Origin of the sequence: Mesorhizobium sp. M1006, from assembly GCF_040318825.1 — a bacterium.
In the GTDB taxonomy this organism is placed as follows: domain Bacteria; phylum Pseudomonadota; class Alphaproteobacteria; order Rhizobiales; family Rhizobiaceae; genus Mesorhizobium.
In genome coordinates this window covers 144,580-165,517 of sequence record NZ_JAMYMZ010000008.1, presented here as the reverse complement: position 1 = coordinate 165,517, position 20,938 = coordinate 144,580, and the positions used below count along the sequence as shown (strand labels likewise).

General features: G+C 63.3%; 19 protein-coding genes and 1 riboswitch. Of the genes, 14 read left to right on the top strand and 5 right to left on the bottom strand.

The features are described 5' to 3' along the window. Positions 1–16: 16 nt before the first annotated feature. The 5 genes from gfa (at position 17) to NKH60_RS10460 (ending at position 3,600) form a co-directional block, all read left to right on the top strand. Positions 17–586: an S-(hydroxymethyl)glutathione synthase gene (gene gfa, locus NKH60_RS10480; RefSeq protein WP_352451333.1), complete on the top strand. Its 570-nt coding sequence runs from the start codon at positions 17–19 to the stop codon at positions 584–586. A gap of 66 nt (positions 587–652) precedes the next feature. Then, positions 653–1,120, top strand: coding sequence for a YaiI/YqxD family protein (locus NKH60_RS10475; protein ID WP_352454435.1), 468 nt, complete (start codon positions 653–655; stop codon positions 1,118–1,120). Between the two features lie 5 nt (positions 1,121–1,125). Further along, entirely contained in the window at positions 1,126–1,803 is a 678-nt protein-coding gene (locus NKH60_RS10470; protein WP_352614058.1) for a DUF1345 domain-containing protein, read from the top strand. Positions 1,804–1,907: 104 nt separating this feature from the next. Next, on the top strand, positions 1,908–2,789 hold the full coding sequence (locus NKH60_RS10465) for a cytochrome b/b6 domain-containing protein (protein ID WP_352831579.1): 882 nt from the start codon (positions 1,908–1,910) through the stop codon (positions 2,787–2,789). A gap of 1 nt (position 2,790) precedes the next feature. Beyond that, positions 2,791–3,600 (top strand): molybdopterin-binding protein, encoded by an 810-nt coding sequence (locus NKH60_RS10460; RefSeq protein ID WP_352831578.1) that lies wholly within the window; start codon positions 2,791–2,793, stop codon positions 3,598–3,600. A 23-nt stretch (positions 3,601–3,623) separates the two neighbouring features. On the opposite strand, the gene NKH60_RS10455 is transcribed toward NKH60_RS10460, so the two are convergent. Then, positions 3,624–4,226 (bottom strand): DUF3011 domain-containing protein, encoded by a 603-nt coding sequence (locus NKH60_RS10455; RefSeq protein ID WP_352451338.1) that lies wholly within the window; start codon positions 4,224–4,226, stop codon positions 3,624–3,626. A gap of 86 nt (positions 4,227–4,312) precedes the next feature. On the opposite strand from NKH60_RS10455, the gene NKH60_RS10450 reads away from it, so the two are divergent. Next, the gene (locus tag NKH60_RS10450; protein WP_352451339.1) at positions 4,313–5,143 is read left to right on the top strand and encodes a transporter substrate-binding domain-containing protein; all 831 of its coding nucleotides are present in this window, start codon (positions 4,313–4,315) and stop codon (positions 5,141–5,143) included. A gap of 455 nt (positions 5,144–5,598) precedes the next feature. After that, positions 5,599–6,078, top strand: coding sequence for a Fic/DOC family protein (locus NKH60_RS10445; RefSeq protein ID WP_352872066.1), 480 nt, complete (start codon positions 5,599–5,601; stop codon positions 6,076–6,078). 170 nt (positions 6,079–6,248) lie between these two features. Here the strand turns inward: NKH60_RS10445 and NKH60_RS10440 are convergent, their stop codons facing one another. After that, positions 6,249–7,247, bottom strand: a complete 999-nt coding sequence (locus NKH60_RS10440) for a hypothetical protein (protein WP_352831576.1) — start codon at positions 7,245–7,247, stop codon at positions 6,249–6,251. 204 nt (positions 7,248–7,451) lie between these two features. Next, a riboswitch (glycine riboswitch) is annotated at positions 7,452–7,538 on the top strand. A 148-nt stretch (positions 7,539–7,686) separates the two neighbouring features. On the opposite strand from NKH60_RS10440, the gene gcvT reads away from it, so the two are divergent. The 3 genes from gcvT to gcvP are packed head-to-tail and all read left to right on the top strand — an operon-like array spanning position 7,687 to position 12,006. Then, positions 7,687–8,805, top strand: coding sequence for a glycine cleavage system aminomethyltransferase GcvT (gcvT, locus tag NKH60_RS10435; RefSeq protein WP_352872064.1), 1,119 nt, complete (start codon positions 7,687–7,689; stop codon positions 8,803–8,805). Between the two features lie 5 nt (positions 8,806–8,810). After that, complete coding sequence (gene gcvH / locus NKH60_RS10430; RefSeq protein WP_352451343.1) at positions 8,811–9,179, top strand: glycine cleavage system protein GcvH; 369 nt, start codon at positions 8,811–8,813, stop codon at positions 9,177–9,179. Positions 9,180–9,195: 16 nt separating this feature from the next. Then, the gene (gcvP, locus tag NKH60_RS10425; RefSeq protein WP_352816764.1) at positions 9,196–12,006 is read left to right on the top strand and encodes an aminomethyl-transferring glycine dehydrogenase; all 2,811 of its coding nucleotides are present in this window, start codon (positions 9,196–9,198) and stop codon (positions 12,004–12,006) included. 72 nt (positions 12,007–12,078) lie between these two features. On the opposite strand, the gene NKH60_RS10420 is transcribed toward gcvP, so the two are convergent. Then, positions 12,079–13,248 carry a GGDEF domain-containing protein gene (locus NKH60_RS10420; protein WP_352831573.1) on the bottom strand — a complete coding sequence of 390 codons (1,170 nt, stop codon included), beginning with the start codon at positions 13,246–13,248 and terminating at the stop codon, positions 12,079–12,081. Between the two features lie 273 nt (positions 13,249–13,521). On the opposite strand from NKH60_RS10420, the gene parE reads away from it, so the two are divergent. Then, the gene (gene parE / locus NKH60_RS10415) at positions 13,522–15,573 is read left to right on the top strand and encodes a DNA topoisomerase IV subunit B (protein ID WP_352831571.1); all 2,052 of its coding nucleotides are present in this window, start codon (positions 13,522–13,524) and stop codon (positions 15,571–15,573) included. A gap of 42 nt (positions 15,574–15,615) precedes the next feature. Then, positions 15,616–17,682, top strand: coding sequence for an FUSC family protein (locus NKH60_RS10410; protein ID WP_352850159.1), 2,067 nt, complete (start codon positions 15,616–15,618; stop codon positions 17,680–17,682). Here the strand turns inward: NKH60_RS10410 and NKH60_RS10405 are convergent. Then, positions 17,679–18,800, bottom strand: coding sequence for a DUF2336 domain-containing protein (locus NKH60_RS10405; RefSeq protein ID WP_352816772.1), 1,122 nt, complete (start codon positions 18,798–18,800; stop codon positions 17,679–17,681). The genes NKH60_RS10410 and NKH60_RS10405 overlap by 4 nt on opposite strands. 110 nt (positions 18,801–18,910) lie before the next feature. Between NKH60_RS10405 and NKH60_RS10400 the strand changes: the two genes are divergently transcribed. Both NKH60_RS10400 and NKH60_RS10395 read left to right on the top strand, forming a co-directional pair. After that, positions 18,911–19,402, top strand: coding sequence for a MaoC family dehydratase (locus NKH60_RS10400; protein WP_502898553.1), 492 nt, complete (start codon positions 18,911–18,913; stop codon positions 19,400–19,402). A 3-nt stretch (positions 19,403–19,405) separates the two neighbouring features. Continuing rightward, positions 19,406–20,287 (top strand): HpcH/HpaI aldolase/citrate lyase family protein, encoded by an 882-nt coding sequence (locus NKH60_RS10395; protein ID WP_352831565.1) that lies wholly within the window; start codon positions 19,406–19,408, stop codon positions 20,285–20,287. A gap of 21 nt (positions 20,288–20,308) precedes the next feature. Here NKH60_RS10395 and NKH60_RS10390 read toward each other — a convergent pair whose 3' ends face one another. Further along, positions 20,309–20,893: a nitroreductase family protein gene (locus NKH60_RS10390; protein ID WP_352831563.1), complete on the bottom strand. Its 585-nt coding sequence runs from the start codon at positions 20,891–20,893 to the stop codon at positions 20,309–20,311. Between the last annotated feature and the right edge of the window lie 45 nt (positions 20,894–20,938).

Here is a 20,938-nt window from a genome sequence, read left to right as displayed (position 1 = left end):
AAGGGAGGAGACAAAAATGCCGGAAAAACTGCATCCTAAAATCGACAATGGACTGCCACGGGAAAAGGCCGACTTTGCCGGCGGCACGCTGGTCTGCGCCTGCACCAGCAACCCGGTCAAGGTCAAGGTCAAGGGCCAGATCGCCCACAACCATGCCTGCGGCTGCACCAAATGCTGGAAGCCGGAAGGCGCGCTGTTCTCGGTCGTGGCGGTTGCCGGTACAAACGACGTGACGGTGACCGAAAACGGCGACAAGCTGAAGATCGTCGATCCGGGCGCGCTGATCCTGCGCCATGCCTGCACCGGCTGCGGCGTCCACATGCACGGCCCGGTCGAGCGCGACCACGCTTTCAAGGGGCTGTCCTTCATCCATCCCGAACGCTTCCAGGAAGACGGCTGGTCGCCGCCGGGCTTCACCGCCTTTGTCTCCTCGATCATCGAGTCCGGTGTCGATCCGAGCCGCATGGACGGCATAAGGTCACAGCTGAAGTCGATCGGGCTCGAACCTTATGATTGCCTCAATCCAGGACTGATGGACTATATCGCCACCTGGACGGCCAAGCGGTCCGGCGCGTTGCCGGCCTAGTAGCCGCTCGACTATCATCGATCGAGCCGGGCGACGCCGCCCGGCTCTTTCACATTTGGAACAACGATGCCCGCACCTGCTATTCTCGTCGATGCCGACGCTTGCCCGGTGAAGGCCGAGGTCGAAAAAGTCGCCGAGCGGCACGGCATCGTCGTCACCTTCGTCTCCAATGGCGGCTTGCGTCCGTCGCGCGATCCGATGATCCGCAATGTCGTCGTCTCCAAGGGCGCCGATGCCGCCGACGACTGGATCGTCGAAAACGCCCGGTCCAACGACATTGTGGTGACCGCCGATATCCCGCTTGCCGCGCGCGCGGTGGCGCTTGGCGCCCATGTGCTCGGCCCGACGGGACGCCCGTTTACGCCGGAAACGATCGGCATGGCGGTGGCAATGCGCGATCTCAAGCAGCATCTGCGCGAGACCGGCGAAAGCAAGGGCTACAATTCGAGCTTCGCGCCGCAGGACCGCTCGCGGTTCCTAGGCGAGCTTGACCGCATCCTACGGCGAGCGCTGAAATCCGCGTCAGCGGACTGAAGGCCATGGCGACTGGTACCCCGACCAAGATGCCCATGCAACGCCACACGCCGTTCGCGGTGTCGGCCTGCATCGGCGCGGCAGCCTTTGGCGCCGCGCTGGTCTGGCGTGCGCCGCTTGCCTATTCGATCGGCGCCAATGTGTTCTTTGCCGCCTATCTCGTCCTTGTCATCGCCCATATGCCGCGGCTTACCGGCAGCTATCTGCGCAAGAATGCAGGCGACACGGACCTGCCGGTACTGGCCATCTTCGCGGTCACGCTGATTGTCGTCGCTATTGCCATCATGTCGTTGTTTCAATTGATCAACAGGGAGAAGAGCGCGGACACCGTCGAGCTTATGGTGGCGCTGCTGTCTATCCCGCTTGGCTGGTTGACCATCCATGCGATGGCGGCACTTCACTACGCGCATATCTACTGGTTGGATGGCGATGCGATGGATGGCGACACAAAAAAGAAAATTCCGGTCGGCGGCCTTGACTTCCCGGGCGGCAAGCGGCCGGAAGGCTCGGATTTCCTCTATTTCGCTACGGTGATCGGCATGACGGCGCAAACCGCCGACACCAACATCACGACCTCGCAAATGCGCCGTGTCGTGCTTGTGCATTCGATCCTGTCGTTCTTCTTCAACACGGTCATCGTGGCAGCCGCGGTCAACCTCGCCGTCAGCCTCGGCAGTCCGTAATAAATCCGTGATCGGGTGAAACATCGCTTAGGCTGGCGACGTATTGGGAGGAGAAGAGATCTGACAGGCCATGCGGAACCGCTTGGCAGGGAGGCACGGAAAACATGGAATCAGTTGCCAGAGGCGAAGCCAGCACCGAGGCAGATAGCGCTGCTTCGACGGATGCGACGCTGATCTATCGCCAGTCGCGCTGGACGCGGCTGACGCATTGGCTGTGGGCGATCGCGCTGTTCTTCATGCTGCTTTCCGGCCTGCAGATCTTCAACGCCCGCCCACAGCTCTACATCGGCAAGGAGTCGGGTTTTGGCTACAACAACACCGTCTTCGCCATTGGCGCCGAGAATACGGCGACTGGCCCGCGCGGCTATACCGAAATCTTCGGCAAGCGCTTCGATACCACTGGCGTGCTCGGCTGGTCGGGTCCGGCCGGCCAGGAGACCTCCCGTGCCTTCCCGTCCTGGGCGACGATCCCTTCCTATTACGATCTCGGCACCGCGCGCGTTGTTCATTTCTTCTTCGCCTGGGTGCTGACCACCACGCTGCTGGTCTGGCTGGTCGCCAGCCTGATCAACGGCCATTTGCGCCGCGATCTTGCCCCGCGCCTCGATGATTTCAGGCGCCTGCCGCGAGACATTGTCGAGCACGCCAAACTCAGGTTCCATCACACGCGCGACTACAACACGCTGCAGAAGCTGGCCTATGGCGGCGTGCTGTTCGTGCTGCTGCCGCTGATGATCATCACCGGCCTTGCCATGTCGCCGAGCATGGATTCGGTGCTGCCGTTCCTGAATGATCTGCTCGGCGGCCGGCAGACGGCGCGCACCATTCATTTCACGGTGATGCTGCTGCTCGTCGCCTTCTTCATCATCCACATCCTGATGATCCTCGCCGCCGGCCCGATCAACGAGCTGCGCTCCATCATCACCGGCTGGTACCGAACCGACACGCCGGCGCATGGCGACAAAGCGCCAGAGAGGAGTGCCTGACATGGCGAAATTCGAGATCAGCCCCAAGCTACAAATAAGCCGAAGAAAGTTCCTGACCTCGGCCAGCCTCGGCCTTTCCGGCATCATGCTGTCGGGCTGCGACGCCTTCGACAGCCAGCTTGGCGTCGGCAACGGCCTGCGCAGCTTCCTCGAAAGCGCCAATGGCATGACCTGGCGGGCGCAGCGACTGCTTGCCGGCGCTGATGCGCTGGCGCCGGAGTTCACCGAGGCCGACATTCGCCAGCCGCAGCGGCCGAACGGCGTCACCGCACCGGACGACGATTTCTACAAGGGCCTGCTCGCCAGCGATTTCGCCGACTGGCGGCTGGAGGTTTCAGGCCTCGTCGAAAAACCGCTGTCGCTGAGCCGCGAGCAGCTGATGAACATGCCGAGCCGCACCCAGATCACCCGCCACGACTGCGTAGAAGGCTGGAGCTGCATTGCCAAATGGACCGGCACGCCGCTGTCGCTGGTGCTCGACCAGGCAGTGGTCAAGCCGCAGGCGCGCTACGTCATGTTCCACTGCCTCGATACGATCGACCGCAGCCTGGCCGGCGATATCAAATATTACGGCTCGATCGACCTGGTCGATGCCCGCCATCCGCAGACGATCCTTGCCTATGGCCTCAACGGCAAGCCGTTGCCGGTCGAAAACGGCGCGCCGCTGCGCGTCCGCGTCGAGCGCCAGCTCGGCTACAAGATGCCGAAATACCTCTACAAGATCGAGCTGGTCGACGGCTTCGCCAATCTCGGCGGCGGCAGAGGCGGCTATTGGGAGGACAATGGCTACGACTGGTACGGCGGCATCTGACCGAAACCTGACCCAAGCTTCATCTAACTGTCGTCGTCGCTGTCGTCGCCGTCGCTGCGCAGGGCCGGATTCAGGTCAGGATTATCGTCAGGGGTGACAAGCTTGCCCAGCCCGTGCGGTCCCTGGTAGTTGCCGTGGGTATCGAAGTTGGGGTTGCCCTGATTGTCGAATTGCGGCGTCGGATCGATCGATTGGTCGTAACGGCGCGGGCGCGGCTTCGGATAGTAATTATCGGAATGATGGCGATGCGAATTGCCGTTGTCGAGAATGGCGCCTACCACGCCGCCGACGATAATGGCTGCGGCGACGTCGCCAGCAGAGGGATTGCGGTCGGGGCCGGCGACTGCGAATTCGGCCGAGCAACCATTGTCGACCCAGATGCCGCCGCCGTCATAGCCCCAGCTTCTACCGTATACGCAACGCGCCTTCGAAAGCCTGGAGGTCAACTGCACGCCGCGGCGCGTATCGACCCCGCAATAGGAATAGCGGTAATCGGCGCTGGAGCAGACCACGCGTTTTGCCCCCGCAGCCTGCGCTGCCGCCGGCAGCAGCGAAAGCTTCGCCGGATTGCCCAGGATGCAAACCAGGAACATCATCGAACCGGTAACCGTCATCCGTGTCGACATCGCAACTCTCCATCAGGGTCCGCTATCGACAGAATGGCACCTCTGTGTAAATCTGACAACCGGACGGGCTCAGCGAGGTTATATTAATGCGCGCTAAGATGATCGCCACAACTATACTTGCCCTTTCTGCCTGGTTGGCTTTGTCGCTGCTGCCGGCCCGGGCGGACGACAGCCTCAAGCGCATCATCGACCAGAAGGCACTGACGATCGGCGTGGCGCTCAACCCGCCATGGATCCTCAAGAAGGCCGACGGGAAGTTGGCCGGCTATGATGTCGACCTGACCAGTGCGCTGGCGTCTGATCTCGGCGTCGACCTGAAGCTGGTCGAGGTGCCCTGGAACGACCTTAAGACAAGACTGCTCAAGGGTGATTTCGACATGATCGCGGCTGGCTACGCCAGCACGCCGGAACGCGCACGCGAGGTGGTGTTCTCCAACCAGACCGGCACCGCCGATATCCGCATGGTTGCGACGATCGCCAGCCTTGGGAAAAGGCCGGGAAAGGCAGTGGCGGCGCCGGGATACAAGATCGCCGTGCTGTCCAATTCCACCGATGAAGCCGCCGCGAAGGAAGCTTTTCCCAAGGCGACCATCCTGTCTTTCGACAATACCTCAGATGTTTTCGCCGCGATCATCGGCGGCGACGCACAGGCAATGGTCGCGACATCGCCAACGCCCCAAATGGCCGCCAGGCTCTATGACGCGAAGTTGACAATGGTGGGCGGCCCGCTGTTGCGGACGCCGGAGGCGTTTGCGATGCGCCCGGACGATGTGCGCCTCATCCAATACGTCAACAACTGGATCGGCGCGCGCACCGCCGACGGCACCATAGGCGGCGTGCGCCGCTACTGGTTCGGCAGCTTCAAATGGATGTCGCGGTTCGACACCAGCGCCAAGCCGGAGCCCGCCAAACAATAGCGTCGCGCGACTGCTTATGCGACCTTGTCGATCAGCGACCGTATTTCAGCGACAGTGGCGCGCTCGCTCCATGATCGTCGGATTCAGCTGTTTCACGGCCGCAAAATTCGCTTTGGTCCCCTTGGCCGGCATGTGCTAGCGTTGCCAGATGAAAAGTCGTTCCCCCAAATTAGATCGCTCGCCAAAGAGCGGACACTATGTCCTGACGAGCAGTCGAGGCGCCAAAATCAGCGCCGTCGAAGGTATGAAGCTAAGTCCACGCATGGGGCATATCCTTGAGCAAAGCTCGCAGCGTGGGCTGAGCGGTGATGAGCGACGCAAGCTCATCAAAGAACAGGCGCGCAAGAAGTAGCGGACCTTGGTCTATGCCGCAGAATCCGATCCTCTGTGCTATCCGGGCACGACCGTCCTTCGCAACCTCCTCGGCATTCATGATCAGTCCGAGCTCGACGAGTTTGAGCTCGCTCGGCCCGGGTCAGAAACAGGATGAGGCTTTTCCAGCTGGTGATCTGGATTATCCGCACTATCTGGCACTGCATCGTCACCTGTTTCAGGACGTCTATGCGTGGGCCGGTGAACCGCGCACCATCCGCATCGGCAAGGGCGGTAACTGGTTTTGCTACCCTGAGTACATCGATGCCGAGATGCAGCGGGTTTTCGGAGAACTCTCAGCCGCCGGCCATTATTCCAGCACATCAGCCGAGGTCTTTGCAGCTGGCGCAGCGCACGTTCTCGCTGAGATCAATGCGATACACCCCTTCCGAGAAGGCAACGGCCGCACTCAGCTGGCGTTTCTGGCGATATTAGCCGATAACGCCGGCCATGGTTTCGACGATGACGAGCTGGATCGCGATCGTGTAATGAAGGCCATGATCTCAAGCTTTTCCGGCGACGAAGCCCCACTCACGCGCCTGATTCAGGACATTGTCGCTTAAGGGCTGCCTACCGATCCTGGCTGATGTTGCCTGTCCTCGGAAAGGTTAATGCGCTGCCGTCGGCTGTAATCAGTCGCTAGAGATGCGCTTGAGCCTGTCCAGTTAATTGGCTGCCTGTCCGTTCGCATCGCTTCAGGGTTGGCAGTGACGCTCGGTTGCTCGTGAAAGGCTCACGCAACCTTGTCGATCAGCGGCTTCAGCGCCGGGTGGATTTCCGGCGAGGCGTGCTTGATCAGCGTCAGCAGCGCGCGCTCGTTCTCATGCAGCGGCCGGTCGCCGATGTGTTCGGCGAGCCACTTCGCTTCGCCGGCGTCGACCGTCTCGGCGCGGCGGGCCAGTGCCTCGGCTGCCTTGTTCCTCGATTCCCATTCGGCCTCGACGTCGCCCGGTGAGAGATAGGCTTCCATGATGTCGGACAGGCCGCCCGATACCATGCGGCTGAAGAACCCGCCGATCTCCGGATCGGCCTGCTCGAAGAACGAATCCCGGCGCAGCGCCACGTCGCGCACCGGCGGTTCGTAGCCGGCCGAACACATGACGAAATTGGCGATCGCCTTGACGAACAGATCGTTCCAGGACGGATCGTTGTCGCCCGCCGCTGTCCGCTCGTTGATCTCGAACAGCACCTCGGCCTCGGCGCGGCTGATGGCGATGTTGCCATCGCCGCCGTAGGCGTAAAGGATGCGGCGCAACAGCTCGACCTCAGCCTTGGCAATCGACCCAGGGATAAGCCTGCCGCCGGTCATCAGCGGCCCCTTGCCGTCCACGACCGCATGAGCGACCTGCTCCAGCGCATAGCTGGAAAGCGTGCTCGGCGATGATTTGGCAACTTCCAGCACATGCACCAGCAGCTCGAGTTCGGTCTGGCTGTCGACCATGCCGTCGCGCGAAATCGTCCGGATCAGCCAGTCAGCATTGTCTTGCGAAACATAGCCCGCCGGCTTTTCCTGGTGGACGATGAAATCGGTGACGGCCTCGACGAAAAACTCAAGCCATTCTGCGCATTTGTCCCTCGCCGTTGCATCCAGCGCAAACAGCGCCTCGGCCTCGCCGCGCGTTACTAGGCCGTCGCCGAACACTTCGCCGCGCAGCATGACCACGTCTTCCGCCGTGATCCGATTTTTCGAGGCCAGCCCGGCCACCGGCGCGCTCATGATCAATTCGCCCATTGTCTTCCCCGCCCGCCGCCGGTAATTGCCGGCCCTTATGCGGTATATCGGCAAGGTCTTGAGAAACCGGCAAGCGGCGTGGTTAGCGAAGGCTTGCCCGTAAAGAAGGCCCGCGGAAGACCTGGCAGTAAAAATGTCGCCGGCAGGTGACAAGGTGTCGTCCACGGGCTATGGATGACGAGTCGAGGGCTCCTGACCGAGTCCTACCTGTTTGTGGGAGAGAGCAGCGAGAGCTGCCGCCGAAGGGGAAATCGCCCGAAATCTCTCAGGCAAAAGAACCGTAGACGGGAAAGACACTCTGGAAAGTCGGGGCTTGCCCCCGCGCCGAAGGTGTAAGCGCTGCCGACAGAGTTACGGGGCGCGAGTCTCTCAGGCTTCAGACAGAGGGGCACGGACTGGTCGCCATTCGCGGCCGCTTGCGTGCGACTCTGGAGATGACATGACGGGCGACGATACCAAACACCTTCCCCTCGAAGATCTGCACATGGCAGCTGGTGCGCGCTTTGGCGCCTTCGCCGGCTGGTCGATGCCGCTGACCTATCCGGCCGGCGTGATGAAGGAGCACCTGCACAGCCGTGAGCATGCCGGCCTGTTCGACATCTCGCACATGAAGCTGTTCGAAATCAGCGGTACGGGGGCAGCAGCGCTTCTGAACCGCGCCTGCCCGTTCGATGCCGGCGCACTTGAGGTTTCCCAGTCCAAATACACGTTCTTCCTCAATGAGGCGGCCGGCATTCTGGACGATCTGATCGTCACCAGGCTCGGCGCCGAGCGCTTCATGATGGTCGCCAATGCCGGCAACGCCGCCGCCGACGAAAAGCATCTGCGCGCACTGGCCAAAAATTTCGATGCAGAGGGCGATTTCGATGTAAAAGTGGATGCGCTCGACCGCGTCTTCCTGGCCATACAGGGCCCCGAGGCGTGGGCTGCCCTTTCCCGCGCCGGCATCGAGACCGGTTCGCTGGTGTTCATGCACGGCATCGAGCCGCGCGAAAAATGGTTCATGAGCCGGTCCGGCTATACCGGCGAAGACGGCTTCGAGATCGGCCTGCCGGAAGCGGATGCAAGAAACCTCGTCGCCAGGCTGCTCGAGGACGAGCGGGTGATGTGGGTCGGCCTTGCCGCCCGCGACAGCCTGCGGCTCGAAGCCGGACTGTGCCTGCACGGGCTGGACATCACGCCGGAGATCGATCCGGCCAGCGCCGGGCTGATGTGGGCCATCCCCAAGGAGGTTCGCGCCTCTGGCGCCTTCATCGGCGCCGATGCGCTGCGCGCCATCCTGGAGCGTGGTCCGGCGCAAAAACGCGTCGGCCTGAAGCCGGAAGGCCGCCAGCCGGTGCGCGCCGGTGCTGCCCTTTTCGATGCTGACGGCAACCCTGCCGGCCATGTCACCTCAGGCGGCTTCGGCCCCTCGGCCGGTCATCCGGTCGCCATGGGCTACGTCCAGACGCCGCTTGCCAAATCCGGCGCAAAACTGTTCGCCGATGTCCGCGGGACGGAAATCCCGGTCGACATCCACCCCTTGCCCTTCACGCCCCATCGCTACCGCAAAGGATGATTTCAATGGCAAAGACCTATTTCACCGAAGATCACGAATGGCTGCGCGTCGAGGGCGGCATCGCCACGGTCGGCATCACCGATTACGCGCAGCAGCAGCTCGGCGATCTCGTCTTCGTCGAACTGCCGGAGCCGGGGAAGAAGCTGGCCAAGGGCGACACCGCCGTGGTGGTCGAATCGGTCAAGGCCGCATCGGACGTCTACGCGCCGGTCGACGGCGAGATCACCGAGGCCAACACCTCGCTGTCATCGGATCCTTCACTCGTCAATTCGGCGGCAACCGGCGACGGCTGGTTGTGGAAGATGAAGCTGGCCAATGAGCGCCAACTCGACGGACTCCTCGATGAAGCCGCTTACAAAGCCCATATTGGTTGATAGCAGGACCAGGAAGATGACCGCAGCACCCTACCCCTTCTCGGCTCGCCATATCGGCCCGGGCCTCCATGACGTCAGAGCCATGCTGGCGACGATCGGCGTTCCTTCGGTCGAGACCCTGATCAGCCAGGCAGTGCCGAAGTCGATCCGGCTCGACCGGCCGCTGGCCCTGCCCGCGCCCGCAACCGAAGCGGAGGCGCTGGCCGAGCTCGCGGCGACGATGGCAAAGAACACGGTGCAGAAGAGCTTCATCGGTGCCGGGTATCATGGCGTCCACGTGCCGCCGGTGATCCAGCGCAACCTGTTCGAGAACCCGGCCTGGTATACGGCTTACACGCCTTACCAAGCCGAGATCAGTCAGGGCCGGCTGGAGATGCTGTTCAACTTCCAGACACTGGTGACGGAACTGACCGGCCTGCCGGTGGCATCGGCCTCGCTGCTCGACGAGGCGACGGCGGTGGCCGAAGCGGTTGGGATCGCGCTGCGCCATCATCGCGACAAGCGCACCAAGGTGGCACTGGCCGGCACGCCGCACCCGCAGACGCTGGACGTCGTGCGCACCCGCGCCGAGCCGCTCGGCATCGAGGTCGACGGCGAGGTGATCGACGACAACACCGCCGCCCTGCTGGTCTCCTGGCCCGATACATTCGGCGTCTACGGCGACCACAAGGCAGCGATCGACAGGGCCCGTGCTGCCGGCGCGCTGGTCGTCTTCATCGCCGACCCGCTTGGCCTGACGCTGACCGATGCGCCGGCCAGGCTTGGCGCCGACATCGCCGTCGGCCCGATGCAGCGTTTTGGCGTGCCGATGGGCTTTGGCGGGCCGCACGCCGCCTATTGCGCCGTCTCCGACAGGCTGACGCGGCTGATGCCCGGCCGGCTCGTTGGCCAGTCGACGGATAGCAAGGGCCGTCCTGGTTATCGCCTCGCTTTGCAGACACGCGAACAGCATATCCGCCGCGACAAGGCGACGTCCAACATCTGCACCGCACAGGCGCTGCTCGCCAATATGGCGACGGCCTACGCGATCTGGCATGGCCCTGCCGGGCTGCAGGCGATTGCCGGCCGCGTCCACACGCTGGCCAACCGCCTGGCTGCCGGCCTCAAGGCAGCGGGCGTTTCGGTGGTCGGCGACAGCCATTTCGACACGGTGACCGTGAAAGTGAAGGGCAGAGCCGGCGCGATTGCCGCCGCCGCAGAAAAGACCGGCCGGCTGCTGCGCGTCATCGACGCCGACCATGTCGGCATCAGCTTCGACGAGACCTCCACCGAGGCCGATCTGGAGGCGATCGCAGCACTTTTCGGCGCCAAGGCCGGCGTTGCCGCCGGCAGTTCCATGCCAGGAAAACCGCGCGGCAAGGAGTTTCTCACCCAGCCCGTCTTCCGCGAAAACCACTCGGAAACCGACATGATGCGCTTCCTGCGCCGGCTGGCCGACAAGGACCTGGCGCTCGACCGCGCCATGATCCCGCTCGGCTCCTGCACCATGAAGCTCAACGCCGCCGCCGAAATGATGCCGGTGAGCTGGCCTGATGTCGCCAACCTGCATCCCTTCGCGCCGGCAAACCATTCGATAGGCTATCGCGCCATGATCGACGAGCTGGAAGGCTGGCTGGCCGAGATCACCGGCTTCGACGCGGTGACCCTGCAGCCCAATGCCGGCAGCCAGGGCGAATATGCCGGGCTGCTCGCCATTCGCGGCTATCATCTCTCGCGCGGCGAAGGCCATCGCACCGTCTGCCTGATCCCGTCCTCGGCGCATGGCACCAATCCGGCAAGTGCTGCCATGGCCGGCATGAGCGTCGTCGTCGTGCGCTGCACCGAGGACGGCAATATCGATACGGCCGACCTGCAGGCCAAGGCGACCGAGCATGCGCACAACCTCGCGGCGCTGATGTTCACCTACCCTTCGACGCATGGCGTCTTCGAGGAAGGCGCGCGCGACCTCTGTGCGCTGGTTCACAGCCATGGCGGCCAGGTCTATTTCGACGGCGCCAACCTCAACGCGCTGGTCGGCCTCGCCCGTCCCGGCGATATCGGCGCCGATGTCTGCCACATGAACCTGCACAAGACCTTCTGCATCCCGCATGGCGGCGGCGGCCCCGGCGTCGGCCCGATCGGCGTCAAGGCGCATCTGAAGCCATATCTGCCCGGCCACGTCACCGAAGGCTCGGCCCATGCCGTGGCGGCGGCACCGTTCGGCAGTGCCTCCATCCTGCCGATCACCTGGATGTATATTCGCATGATGGGCGCTTCCGGCCTGAAGCAGGCGACCGAGACGGCGATCATCTCCGCCAACTATGTGGCGACGCGGCTTGGCGAGCATTTCCCCCTGCTTTACAAAGGGCGCAACGGACGCGTCGCGCATGAATGCATCCTCGACACCCGCGTGCTCAAGGACAGCGCCGGCATCAGCGTCGACGATATCGCCAAGCGGCTGATCGACTATGGCTTCCACGCGCCGACCATGTCGTTCCCGGTCGCCGGCACGCTGATGGTCGAGCCGACCGAGTCCGAGCCCAAGCGCGAGCTGGATCGTTTCTGCGAGGCCATGATCGCCATAGCCGGCGAGGCAGCCAAGGTGGCGAAGGGCGAATGGCCGTTGGCCGACAATCCTCTGGTCAACGCTCCGCACACCGCCGCCGAGGCATTGGCCGGCCAGTGGACCCATCCCTATTCGCGTCTGGAGGCAGCCTATCCAGCCGGCGATGCCGACACGGCGGCAAAGTACTGGCCGCCCGTATCGCGCATCGACAATGTCGCCGGCGACCGCAACCTCGTCTGCTCCTGCCCGCCGCTGTCGGAATATCTGGGTGCGGCGGAATAGATCATGATCCCGAAAAATGGAATCCCGGTTTTCGGACAAGATCATGGTCTAACAAGCAGATAGAAACCTCAATCAGGCAGAACGCAAGGCCGGCCCGTCGGCCTTGCTCGCCCGGTCCCGGACGACGACGCGATTTCGCCCGGCGCGCTTTGCCGCATAGAGTGCTGCGTCGGCTTCGGCCAGCACATCGTCGAGACCGGTGCCGTTTGTTCCGCCAAAGCCGATGCCGCCGCTGACTGTGCTTCGCAATGGACCGAGTTGGGTGGCCACGACTTCCGTGCCGAAGGCGACGCTGATCTTGCTCGCAATGTCATAGGCCTTCTCTTCCGTCATCCGCGACATGACGAGCACGAATTCCTCGCCGCCCAACCGGAAGGCGTCGACGCCGGTCCGGGCGTATTTCCTGATGACAGCGGCAAAGCGGCACAGAACCTGGTCGCCGACCGGGTGACCGAATACGTCGTTCGTCCTCTTGAAATGGTCAAGGTCGAACATGGCGACGGACATGAACGGACCGAAGACCCGCTCGCCGTAGAGTGCCGTCAACGCCCGCCGATTCATCAGCCTGGTCAACGGATCGGTCATCGTCTCGGCCTTCAGTTCGATCTGCGCCTGCAAATGGTGCAGGGAGAGCGTCAATGCGCCGAGCCCGGTCATGCAGGCGACGGCTACGACGGAATTCACCCGCTCGGCCCAATTGTCGGGCGCAACACCCAGCACCCATTGGCCCTTGACCAGCAGGACCGCGCCGCAAAGTCCGAACGACAGGGCACAGACGCCGCTCAGGAACGAGACGACCAGCAATATCCGGCGATCGTGACCACCCTCAATCCAGAACATCGCCCCGATAAGCGAGAGTAGCGCCGTTACCGTCGCGTAGGTGACAATGAAGCCTACACCATCAAACCCGAGATACGTCGCGCCTGTGCAAACAGCCATCGCAATCAAGGTCGGCAAGATGGCGCGCCTGTAGTCGCCTATGCCGAGGTATTGCATGGCCGACAGGCAGATGATCAGGAAGCCGAGGCTGAGCAGCGCAAGCACGATCTGGCAAAGCCAGGCGCTTGGATCCCTGGTGTAATGCCAGAACAACACCACATGTGCGACGAGCACGAGAATGCCACACGCCACCGTCAGCACAAAGCGTGCCTGTGGCGCGCTGAACCAGATGGCAAACATGGTGATGCTAAGGCACGTGCCCGACAGCGCCGCCGCGAGCAGGAGCGAACTGTAATCCAACATGCTTAAGCGACAGCCTCTTGAGGGTTTCGCTGCATTATAGGTCAGCGACAGTCCGCAAATACCGTTTTTTCAGCCAATCTTGCGGCGTAACCTTCGGACAGGGTTTACAAAGCGTCGATGCTCCACCCTCGACCCCATTTCCGCCGCTTGGTTGTCGAATGGTTTTGCAGTAAGAGGCCCTATCCTCGAACGTAACAGGAACCTCCGTCGCCTGCCCGCCAAAAGCGTGGCAGTATCGGGTGGTGATTCGCAGCATCGGAATCCAGGACCGGCATGGACGACAATAACGATCTTTTCGCCAAATTCGACAAGCAGCCGCAACCGGCTCGCGCCGCCGCGCGCCCGGCCGACCCGCTGGTGCAGGCGGCGAAGCGGCCGGCGCCCCGCGACGCCAGCGAGAGCTATAGTGCCGCCGACATCGAAGTGCTGGAGGGGCTGGAGCCGGTGCGCCGCCGCCCGGGCATGTACATTGGCGGCACCGACGACAAGGCGATGCACCATCTGTTCGCCGAGGTCATCGACAATTCGATGGACGAGGCGGTCGCCGGCCATGCGACCTTCATCGATGTCGAGCTTTCCGCCGACGGATACCTGTCCGTCACCGACAACGGCCGCGGCATTCCGGTCGATCCGCACCCGAAATTCAAGAAGCCGGCGCTCGAACTCATCATGACGACGCTGCATTCAGGCGGCAAGTTCGACAGCAAGGTTTACGAGACGTCCGGCGGCCTGCACGGTGTCGGCGTTTCCGTGGTCAACGCGCTGTCCGACCATCTCGAGGTCGAGGTGGCGCTGGGAAGGAAACTTTATCGGCAAAAGTTCTCGCGCGGCATTCCTGTGACCGGCCTGGAGCAGCTCGGCGAGGTGCACAACCGCCGCGGCACGAAGATCCGCTTCCATCCAGACGAGCAGATTTTCGGCAAGGGCGCTGCTTTCGAGCCGACGCGGCTCTACCGCATGGCGCGGTCAAAGGCTTATCTGTTCGGCGGTGTCGAAATCCGCTGGACCTGCGACCCGTCGCTGATCAGGGAAAAGGACACGACGCCGGCCAAGGCAGAATTCCATTTTCCGGGCGGCCTCAAGGATTATCTGAAAGCCTCGCTCGGCGATGAATTCCAGGTGACCCGTGAAATGTTTGCCGGTAAGAGCGAGAAGCAGGGTGGCCACGGTTCGCTCGAATGGGCGGTAACCTGGTTCGGCGGCGACGGTTTCATCAATTCCTATTGCAACACCATTCCGACCGCCGAAGGCGGCACGCATGAGGCCGGCTTCCGCAACGTCCTGACGCGCGGCTTGCGCGCTTATGCCGACCTGGTCGGCAACAAGCGCGCCTCGATCGTCACTTCCGAGGATGTGATGATCTCGGCGGCGGGCATGCTGTCGGTGTTCATCCGCGAACCGGAATTCGTCGGCCAGACCAAGGACAGGCTGGCGACGATCGAGGCGATCCGCATCGTCGAAAGCGCCATCCGCGACCCGTTCGACCACTGGCTGGCCGACAATCCGCAGGAGGCTTCGAAACTGCTCGAATGGGTGATCGCGCGCGCCGACGAGCGGGTGCGCCGCCGCCAGGAAAAGGAAGTGTCGCGCAAGAGTGCGGTGCGCAAGCTGCGCCTGCCCGGCAAGCTCGCCGACTGCACGCAGAATGCCGCCGCCGGTGCCGAGTTGTTCATCGTCGAGGGCGATTCGGCCGGCGGTTCGGCAAAGCAGGCGCGCGACCGCGCCAGCCAGGCGGTGCTGCCCCTGCGCGGCAAGATCCTCAACGTCGCCAGCGCCGGCAACGACAAGCTTGCCGCCAACCAGCAGATATCCGACCTCATCCAGGCGCTTGGTTGCGGCACGCGCTCGAGATATCGCGACGAGGACCTGCGTTACGACCGGGTCATCATCATGACCGATGCCGACGTCGACGGCGCCCATATCGCCTCGTTGCTGATCACCTTTTTCTACCAGGAGATGCCGAGCCTGGTCCGCGGCGGCCATCTCTATCTGGCGGTGCCGCCGCTTTATTCGATCCGGCAAGGCGGCAAGGTCGCCTATGCCCGCAACGATGCGCACAAGGACGAACTCCTGCGCACCGAATTCACCGGGCGCGGCAAGGTCGAAATCGGCCGCTTCAAGGGGCTGGGCGAAATGATGGCTGCGCAGCTCAAGGAAACCACCATGGACCCGAAAAAGCGCACGCTGCTCAGGGTCGACGTTATCGATGCCGAGGCGGCGACCAAGGATGCGGTCGACGCATTGATGGGGACCAAGCCCGAGGCCCGTTTCCGCTTCATCCAGGAACGCGCGGAATTCGCCGAGACGGAAGTGCTGGATATCTGAGCTCCCGCCGCTAGCTTGGCCTTCTGAGCTGGAGACGAGCACTTGACCTGGGCGCGGCTGAAGGACGATATCGGCACGCGGATCGCTGGCCTGACGCGGCCGACGCGTTCGGACTGGATCTTTGCCCTGCGCACCGTTTCGGCCGGCCTCATCGCGATATTGGCCGCCTATGCGCTGAAGCTCGACCACCCGCAATGGGCGATGATGACGGTGTTCATCGTCGCACAGCCGGTCGCCGGCATGGTGCTGGCGAAGGGGTTTTATCGTCTCCTCGGCACGTTTGCCGGCGCGCTGGCGGCGATCGGCATTACCACTCTTTTCGATGCCAACCCCTGGTTGCTGGTTGCAGTTCTTGCCGTCTGGATCGGCATCTGCTCGCTGGTCTCGTCGCTGCTACGCAATCCGGAAGCCTATGGCGCGGCGCTTGCCGGCTACACCGCGATGATCATCGGCCTGCCGGCTTTCGGCCAGCCGCACCTCGTCATCGATCTCGCCGTGGCGCGCTGCGCGGAAATCGTGCTTGGTATCGTCTGCGCTGCGCTGACCAGCCGGCTGATCCTGCCGAAACTGGCCGCCGACGCCATCATCTCAAGACTGAAACGCAGCATTCTCGACCTGGCGGCCTATGCGGACGGCGCTTTTTCCGGCGGCGATGCGGAAAAGCTTGCCGGGCTGCACCGCAAGCTGATCGGCGATGTCCAGACGCTCGGCGAGATGCGCACCTACGCAAGGCTGGAAGGGCCGAGCCTCGCCACCCGCGCCTATCCGGTCCGGCGTACCATCGGCCAGCTTCTGTCGGCCCTGTCGGCGGCGCGTGCGCTGCATGCCCACGCCGCGCCGAAGAATGCAGCCCTCATCCCAGTTCGCGCCGAGTTGCAGGCCGTTGTCGGCGAACTGGTAGCCAAGCCGGGCGCGCTGGACGATACGGCGCCCTGGGTGGCGCGGCTCGACGCAATCGCCGGCAAGGCGCGACAGATGCCTGACGTCGCGGCCGGGCAAGACATTGACTGGGCTGGCACTGTCACCCGCCTAACCATTGCCGCCGACTTCGCCGAGGCCATGCAGCAAGTGCTGCGCGGCCTGGATGCACTCCGCTATCCCCCGTCTCGTGCCAGTCGCGAACGGCGGCAGCCGGCGCTGGTGGTGCACCGCGATTACCGTGCGGCATCGCGCAATGCCGTGCGCGCAGCAATCGCCACGCTTCTGGTCGCCGGCTTCTGGCTGGCGACGAAATGGTCGGACGCGACGGGCACGGTCATTCTGGTCGCCGTAGTCTCCAGCCTGTTCGCGGCTCGCCCCGATCCGATCCGGTCGGCATGGAACTTCTTCGAGGGCACGTTGCTCGCCCTGCCCTTTGCGTTTCTCATCGGCCAGTTGGCGCTTCCGGCTTTGCCAGGCTTCGGATGGTTCATGGTCTTTGTCGTGCCGATCCTGGTACCAGCAGCACTGGGCATGGCCAATCCGCGATATGTCGGCGTGGCAACGGCCTTTGCCATCAATTTCCTCGCCTTCCTCAGCCCACATCAGGCGATGACCTACGATCCGTTTCCGTTCCTCGCCAATTCGGCATCGGTCCTGGTCGGCATTCTTCTGGCGATCGGCGTCTTCGCCATCGTGCTGCCCGCCGACCCCTGGGTCACCGTCAACCGCATCCTGCAAGCCATGCGCGAAGATCTTGCCCGCCTTTGTCTGCATGAGCGCATGCCGCGGCGACTGGCTTTCGAGAGCCTTGCCTATGATCGGGTCAATCAGTTGATGCCGCTGCTGCAGAACGCCGGCGAGAAAGGCAACGCCGTTCTCGACGGCGGCATTGCTGCCGTTACTGTCGGCCTCGAAATCCTGCGGCTGCGCAACGCGCAACAGAGTTCCGCGATCCCACCTGAAACAGCACTTTCCATCGCCAATTTCCTGCGCGGTCTGGCACGCGAGCTGCTGTTCAGGCGGCCCGGCGAGCCGCAGACGGCGACCGTCGCCGTCGCCAGGCAATATGCAGCTGGCATCGCGGAGCGCAGCGTCGCGGCCGAAATGCTGCAGATCGCCGCCTCGCTGCGCATCATTGCCGCCGCGATCGAGGATTTTCCGGATTTTTTCGCGAAGGACCGGGTTTAGGCAGCGGCGATCGCCAGCGCGTGCCCGCGTGCGTTCTCGCGCAGCGCGTCGAGATGGATCGATTTGACCAGCCCGGCGAGATCGCCTTCTGCGGACTGTCCGCCCAATTCCTTCAGCATCAGCCAACTGACTTCCTGGACGCCGGCGAGGCGTTTGCCGTTGGCGACCTCGCGCCAGACCTTCAGCGCGCGCAGAATGATGGCGTGGGTGGCGGCGGCAAGCCCGGCGCTGCGGAACAGTGCCTGCAGAGCCACGTCATGGCCGCCGGCCAGCAGTGCTCTCACCCGTTGTTCGGACTGTTGGCTGAGCGCGACCAGCGCCGAACCAAAGAAGTCGACCTTGCCGTGCGCAATGGTGCGGACGACGAAGCTTGCGGTCAGGTCGCCGCGCAGGCGCAGATGTTCGACAAGTGCGGTATGTTCCTCTGTCCGCGTGCCTTCGATCAGCGTCACCGAAGCCTTGATGCAAGCATCGCGCGTGACGCGCTCGGCCCTGGCGGCGCCCATCAGCGCCAGCACCAGCGGCGACCCCTTGAGCATCTCCCCGAGCTTGACCAGCAGCATATGCCGGCAATCGGCGGGCAGCCGGGTGTCGGCGATCAGCGCCTCGCGCACCAGAGGCAGATGGCCGTGCCGCTCGGCCATGCGGCGAAAGCTGACGGATGCGATATCGGCGCCGCTGTTGGCGAGCAGCGTGGTGCAAGCCTCCGGCTCACCGATCTCGGCGATCGCCGCCGCAACCGACATCGAGACACGCGGCCGGTCGGCGATCACCTTCTGCGTCGCTTTCTGGCCGCCGGCAACCCGATCAATCAGGTCGGCATCGGTAAGCAGCGGCGAGCGCGCCAGTACCAAAGCGGCCACCTCGGGCTGGTCCGACGCCAGCGCGCTGACGATCTGCGGCGGCGCGTGGTGGCTCATGGAAAGCGCGTCGGCGATTGCCAGTCGCACCTTCGACGATGCGTCGTCGAGCAGCAGCGTCAGCGCCGCCTCCGCAGCGCAGCGGTCCTCGAAGGGCAGGTCCGAGTCGACATAGGCGCGAGCCAGCGCGCTTGCCGCCGCAGCACGCTCCGACACCTTCGCCGTATGGATCCATTTCAGGAAATGCGAAACGACCATGTCGCCTGCTTACGCCCCTTGCCAGAACGCTTCTGACCCTGGTGGAGACCGTAGGCACAAATGGTTTACGAACGGTTCACCATGTTCGTTAACTGGCTTGCGAGCGCGATATGCAACGCCTATCAACCCTGAAGCAGCGGAGGAGATCGACCATGGCCGGGCTTTATCTTGAGGAGTTCGCTGTCGGCCAAGTGTTCACGCACACGCTGCGCAAAACCGTGACCGAAAGCGACAACATGTTGTTCTCGGTGATGACGTTGAACCCGCAGCCGCTGCACATCGACTTCGACTTCGCGGCGAAGAGCGAATGGGGCAAGCCGCTGGTCAATTCGCTGTTCACGCTTGGCCTGATGATCGGCATCTCGGTCAATGACATCACCGTCGGCACCACCGTCGCCAATCTCGGCATGAAGGAGACGGTGTTTCCACATCCCGTCTTCCATGGCGACACCATTCGCGTCGAGACCACGGTGGTTTCGGTGCGTGAATCCAGGTCGAAGCCGGACCGCGGCATCGTCGAGTTCGAGCACCGCGCCTATAACCAGAACGACGTGCTGGTTGCCAAATGCACGAGGCAAGCCATGATGATGAAAAAGGCATAGCCGATGCGTTCTCTGCTCTTCGTTCCCGGCGATTCGGAAAAGAAGCTGGAGAAGGGCTTTGGCGTGGGTGCCGACGTGGTCATCATCGATCTCGAGGACTCGATTGCTGCGCAGAACAAGGGGTTGGCGCGCGACACAGCGGCGCGTTTTATCGCCGAGCACAGGCACCGGACCGGCTCCGCGATCTATGTGCGCGTCAATGAGCTTTCGACCGGACTGACCGACGACGATCTGGCGGCGCTCGTGCCAGCAAAACCAGACGGCATCATGCTGCCTAAGTCGAATAGCGGACTGGATGTCCAGCATCTCTCGGCCAAGCTCAGGGTGCACGAAGCCGAAAGCGGCCTGCCGGATGGAGCGATAAGGATCCTGCCGATCATCACAGAAACGGCTGCAGGCGTCTTGGCCGCAGCGACCTACGCCCGTGCAAGCGCGCGGCTTGTCGGCGTCACCTGGGGGGCGGAAGATTTGTCGGCGGCGATTGGCGCGCGCGCGACGCGCGACGCGAATGGCCGCTACACGGATGTGTTCCGCCTCGCCCGCACCATGACCATGCTTGCCGCAAGTGCCGCGGAAGTCGCGGCAATCGACACCGTCTTTCCGGATTTTCGCGACATGGCCGGCTTCGAGGCCGAATGCGCCGAGGCCGAGCGCGACGGTTTCACCGGCAAGATGGCGATCCATCCGGCGCAGGTGCCGGTTATCAACGCCGCCTTCACGCCTTCGGCGCAAGCGGTGAAAAGCGCCCTGGCGATCGTCGAGGCGTTCGAGGCGGCAGGAAATCCCGGGGTCGTTGGCATGGATGGCAAGATGTACGACCGGCCGCATCTCAAGCTCGCAGAGCGGCTCCTGGCGCGAGCCAAGGCATCGGAGCTTGATCCTTAGGGGGGCTGTTCCGCGCCGAAATTATCCCACCCACGGCCCCGAATAGTCGGCATAGAGTTTTGCCGGATCGGGCCGCGGTCGTTCCGGCGCTGGCCCCTGGTAGGAGCCGATATGGACGAAGCCGACGACCCGCTCATGCGGCGCCAGGCCGAGGATCGCCCTGCCCTCGGGCACGTCGGAATACCAGTTGCTGACCATGTTGGTGCCGTAGCCCAGCGCATTGGCGGCAAGCATCAGGTTCATCGCCGCCATGCCGCCGGACAGGAACATCTCCCATTGCGGGATCTTTGGGTTTTCCCTGGGGATAGAAATCACGCCGATGACCAGCGGCGCGCGCGAAAAGCGCGCCAGTTCCTGGTTGCGGCGGCCTTCCGGCAGCGGCCCTTCGCGCTGTTCGGCAAGTGCTGCCAGCTTCTTGCCGATATCGACGCGAGCCTCGCCGCGATAGAGGATGAAACGCCAAGGCTCCAGCCGGCCGTGGTCCGGCACCCGCGAGGCGGCGGCGATCATCGTCGCGATCTCCGCATCGCCCGGTGCCGGTTCTTTCAAATCCGGGATCGGCGCGGAATTTCGGGTCAGCAGAAAATCGATGATCGGCGACGCCATGGGCGCAAGTCTCCTGGAATTTGAGCTGAAGCGCACCATCGGGAC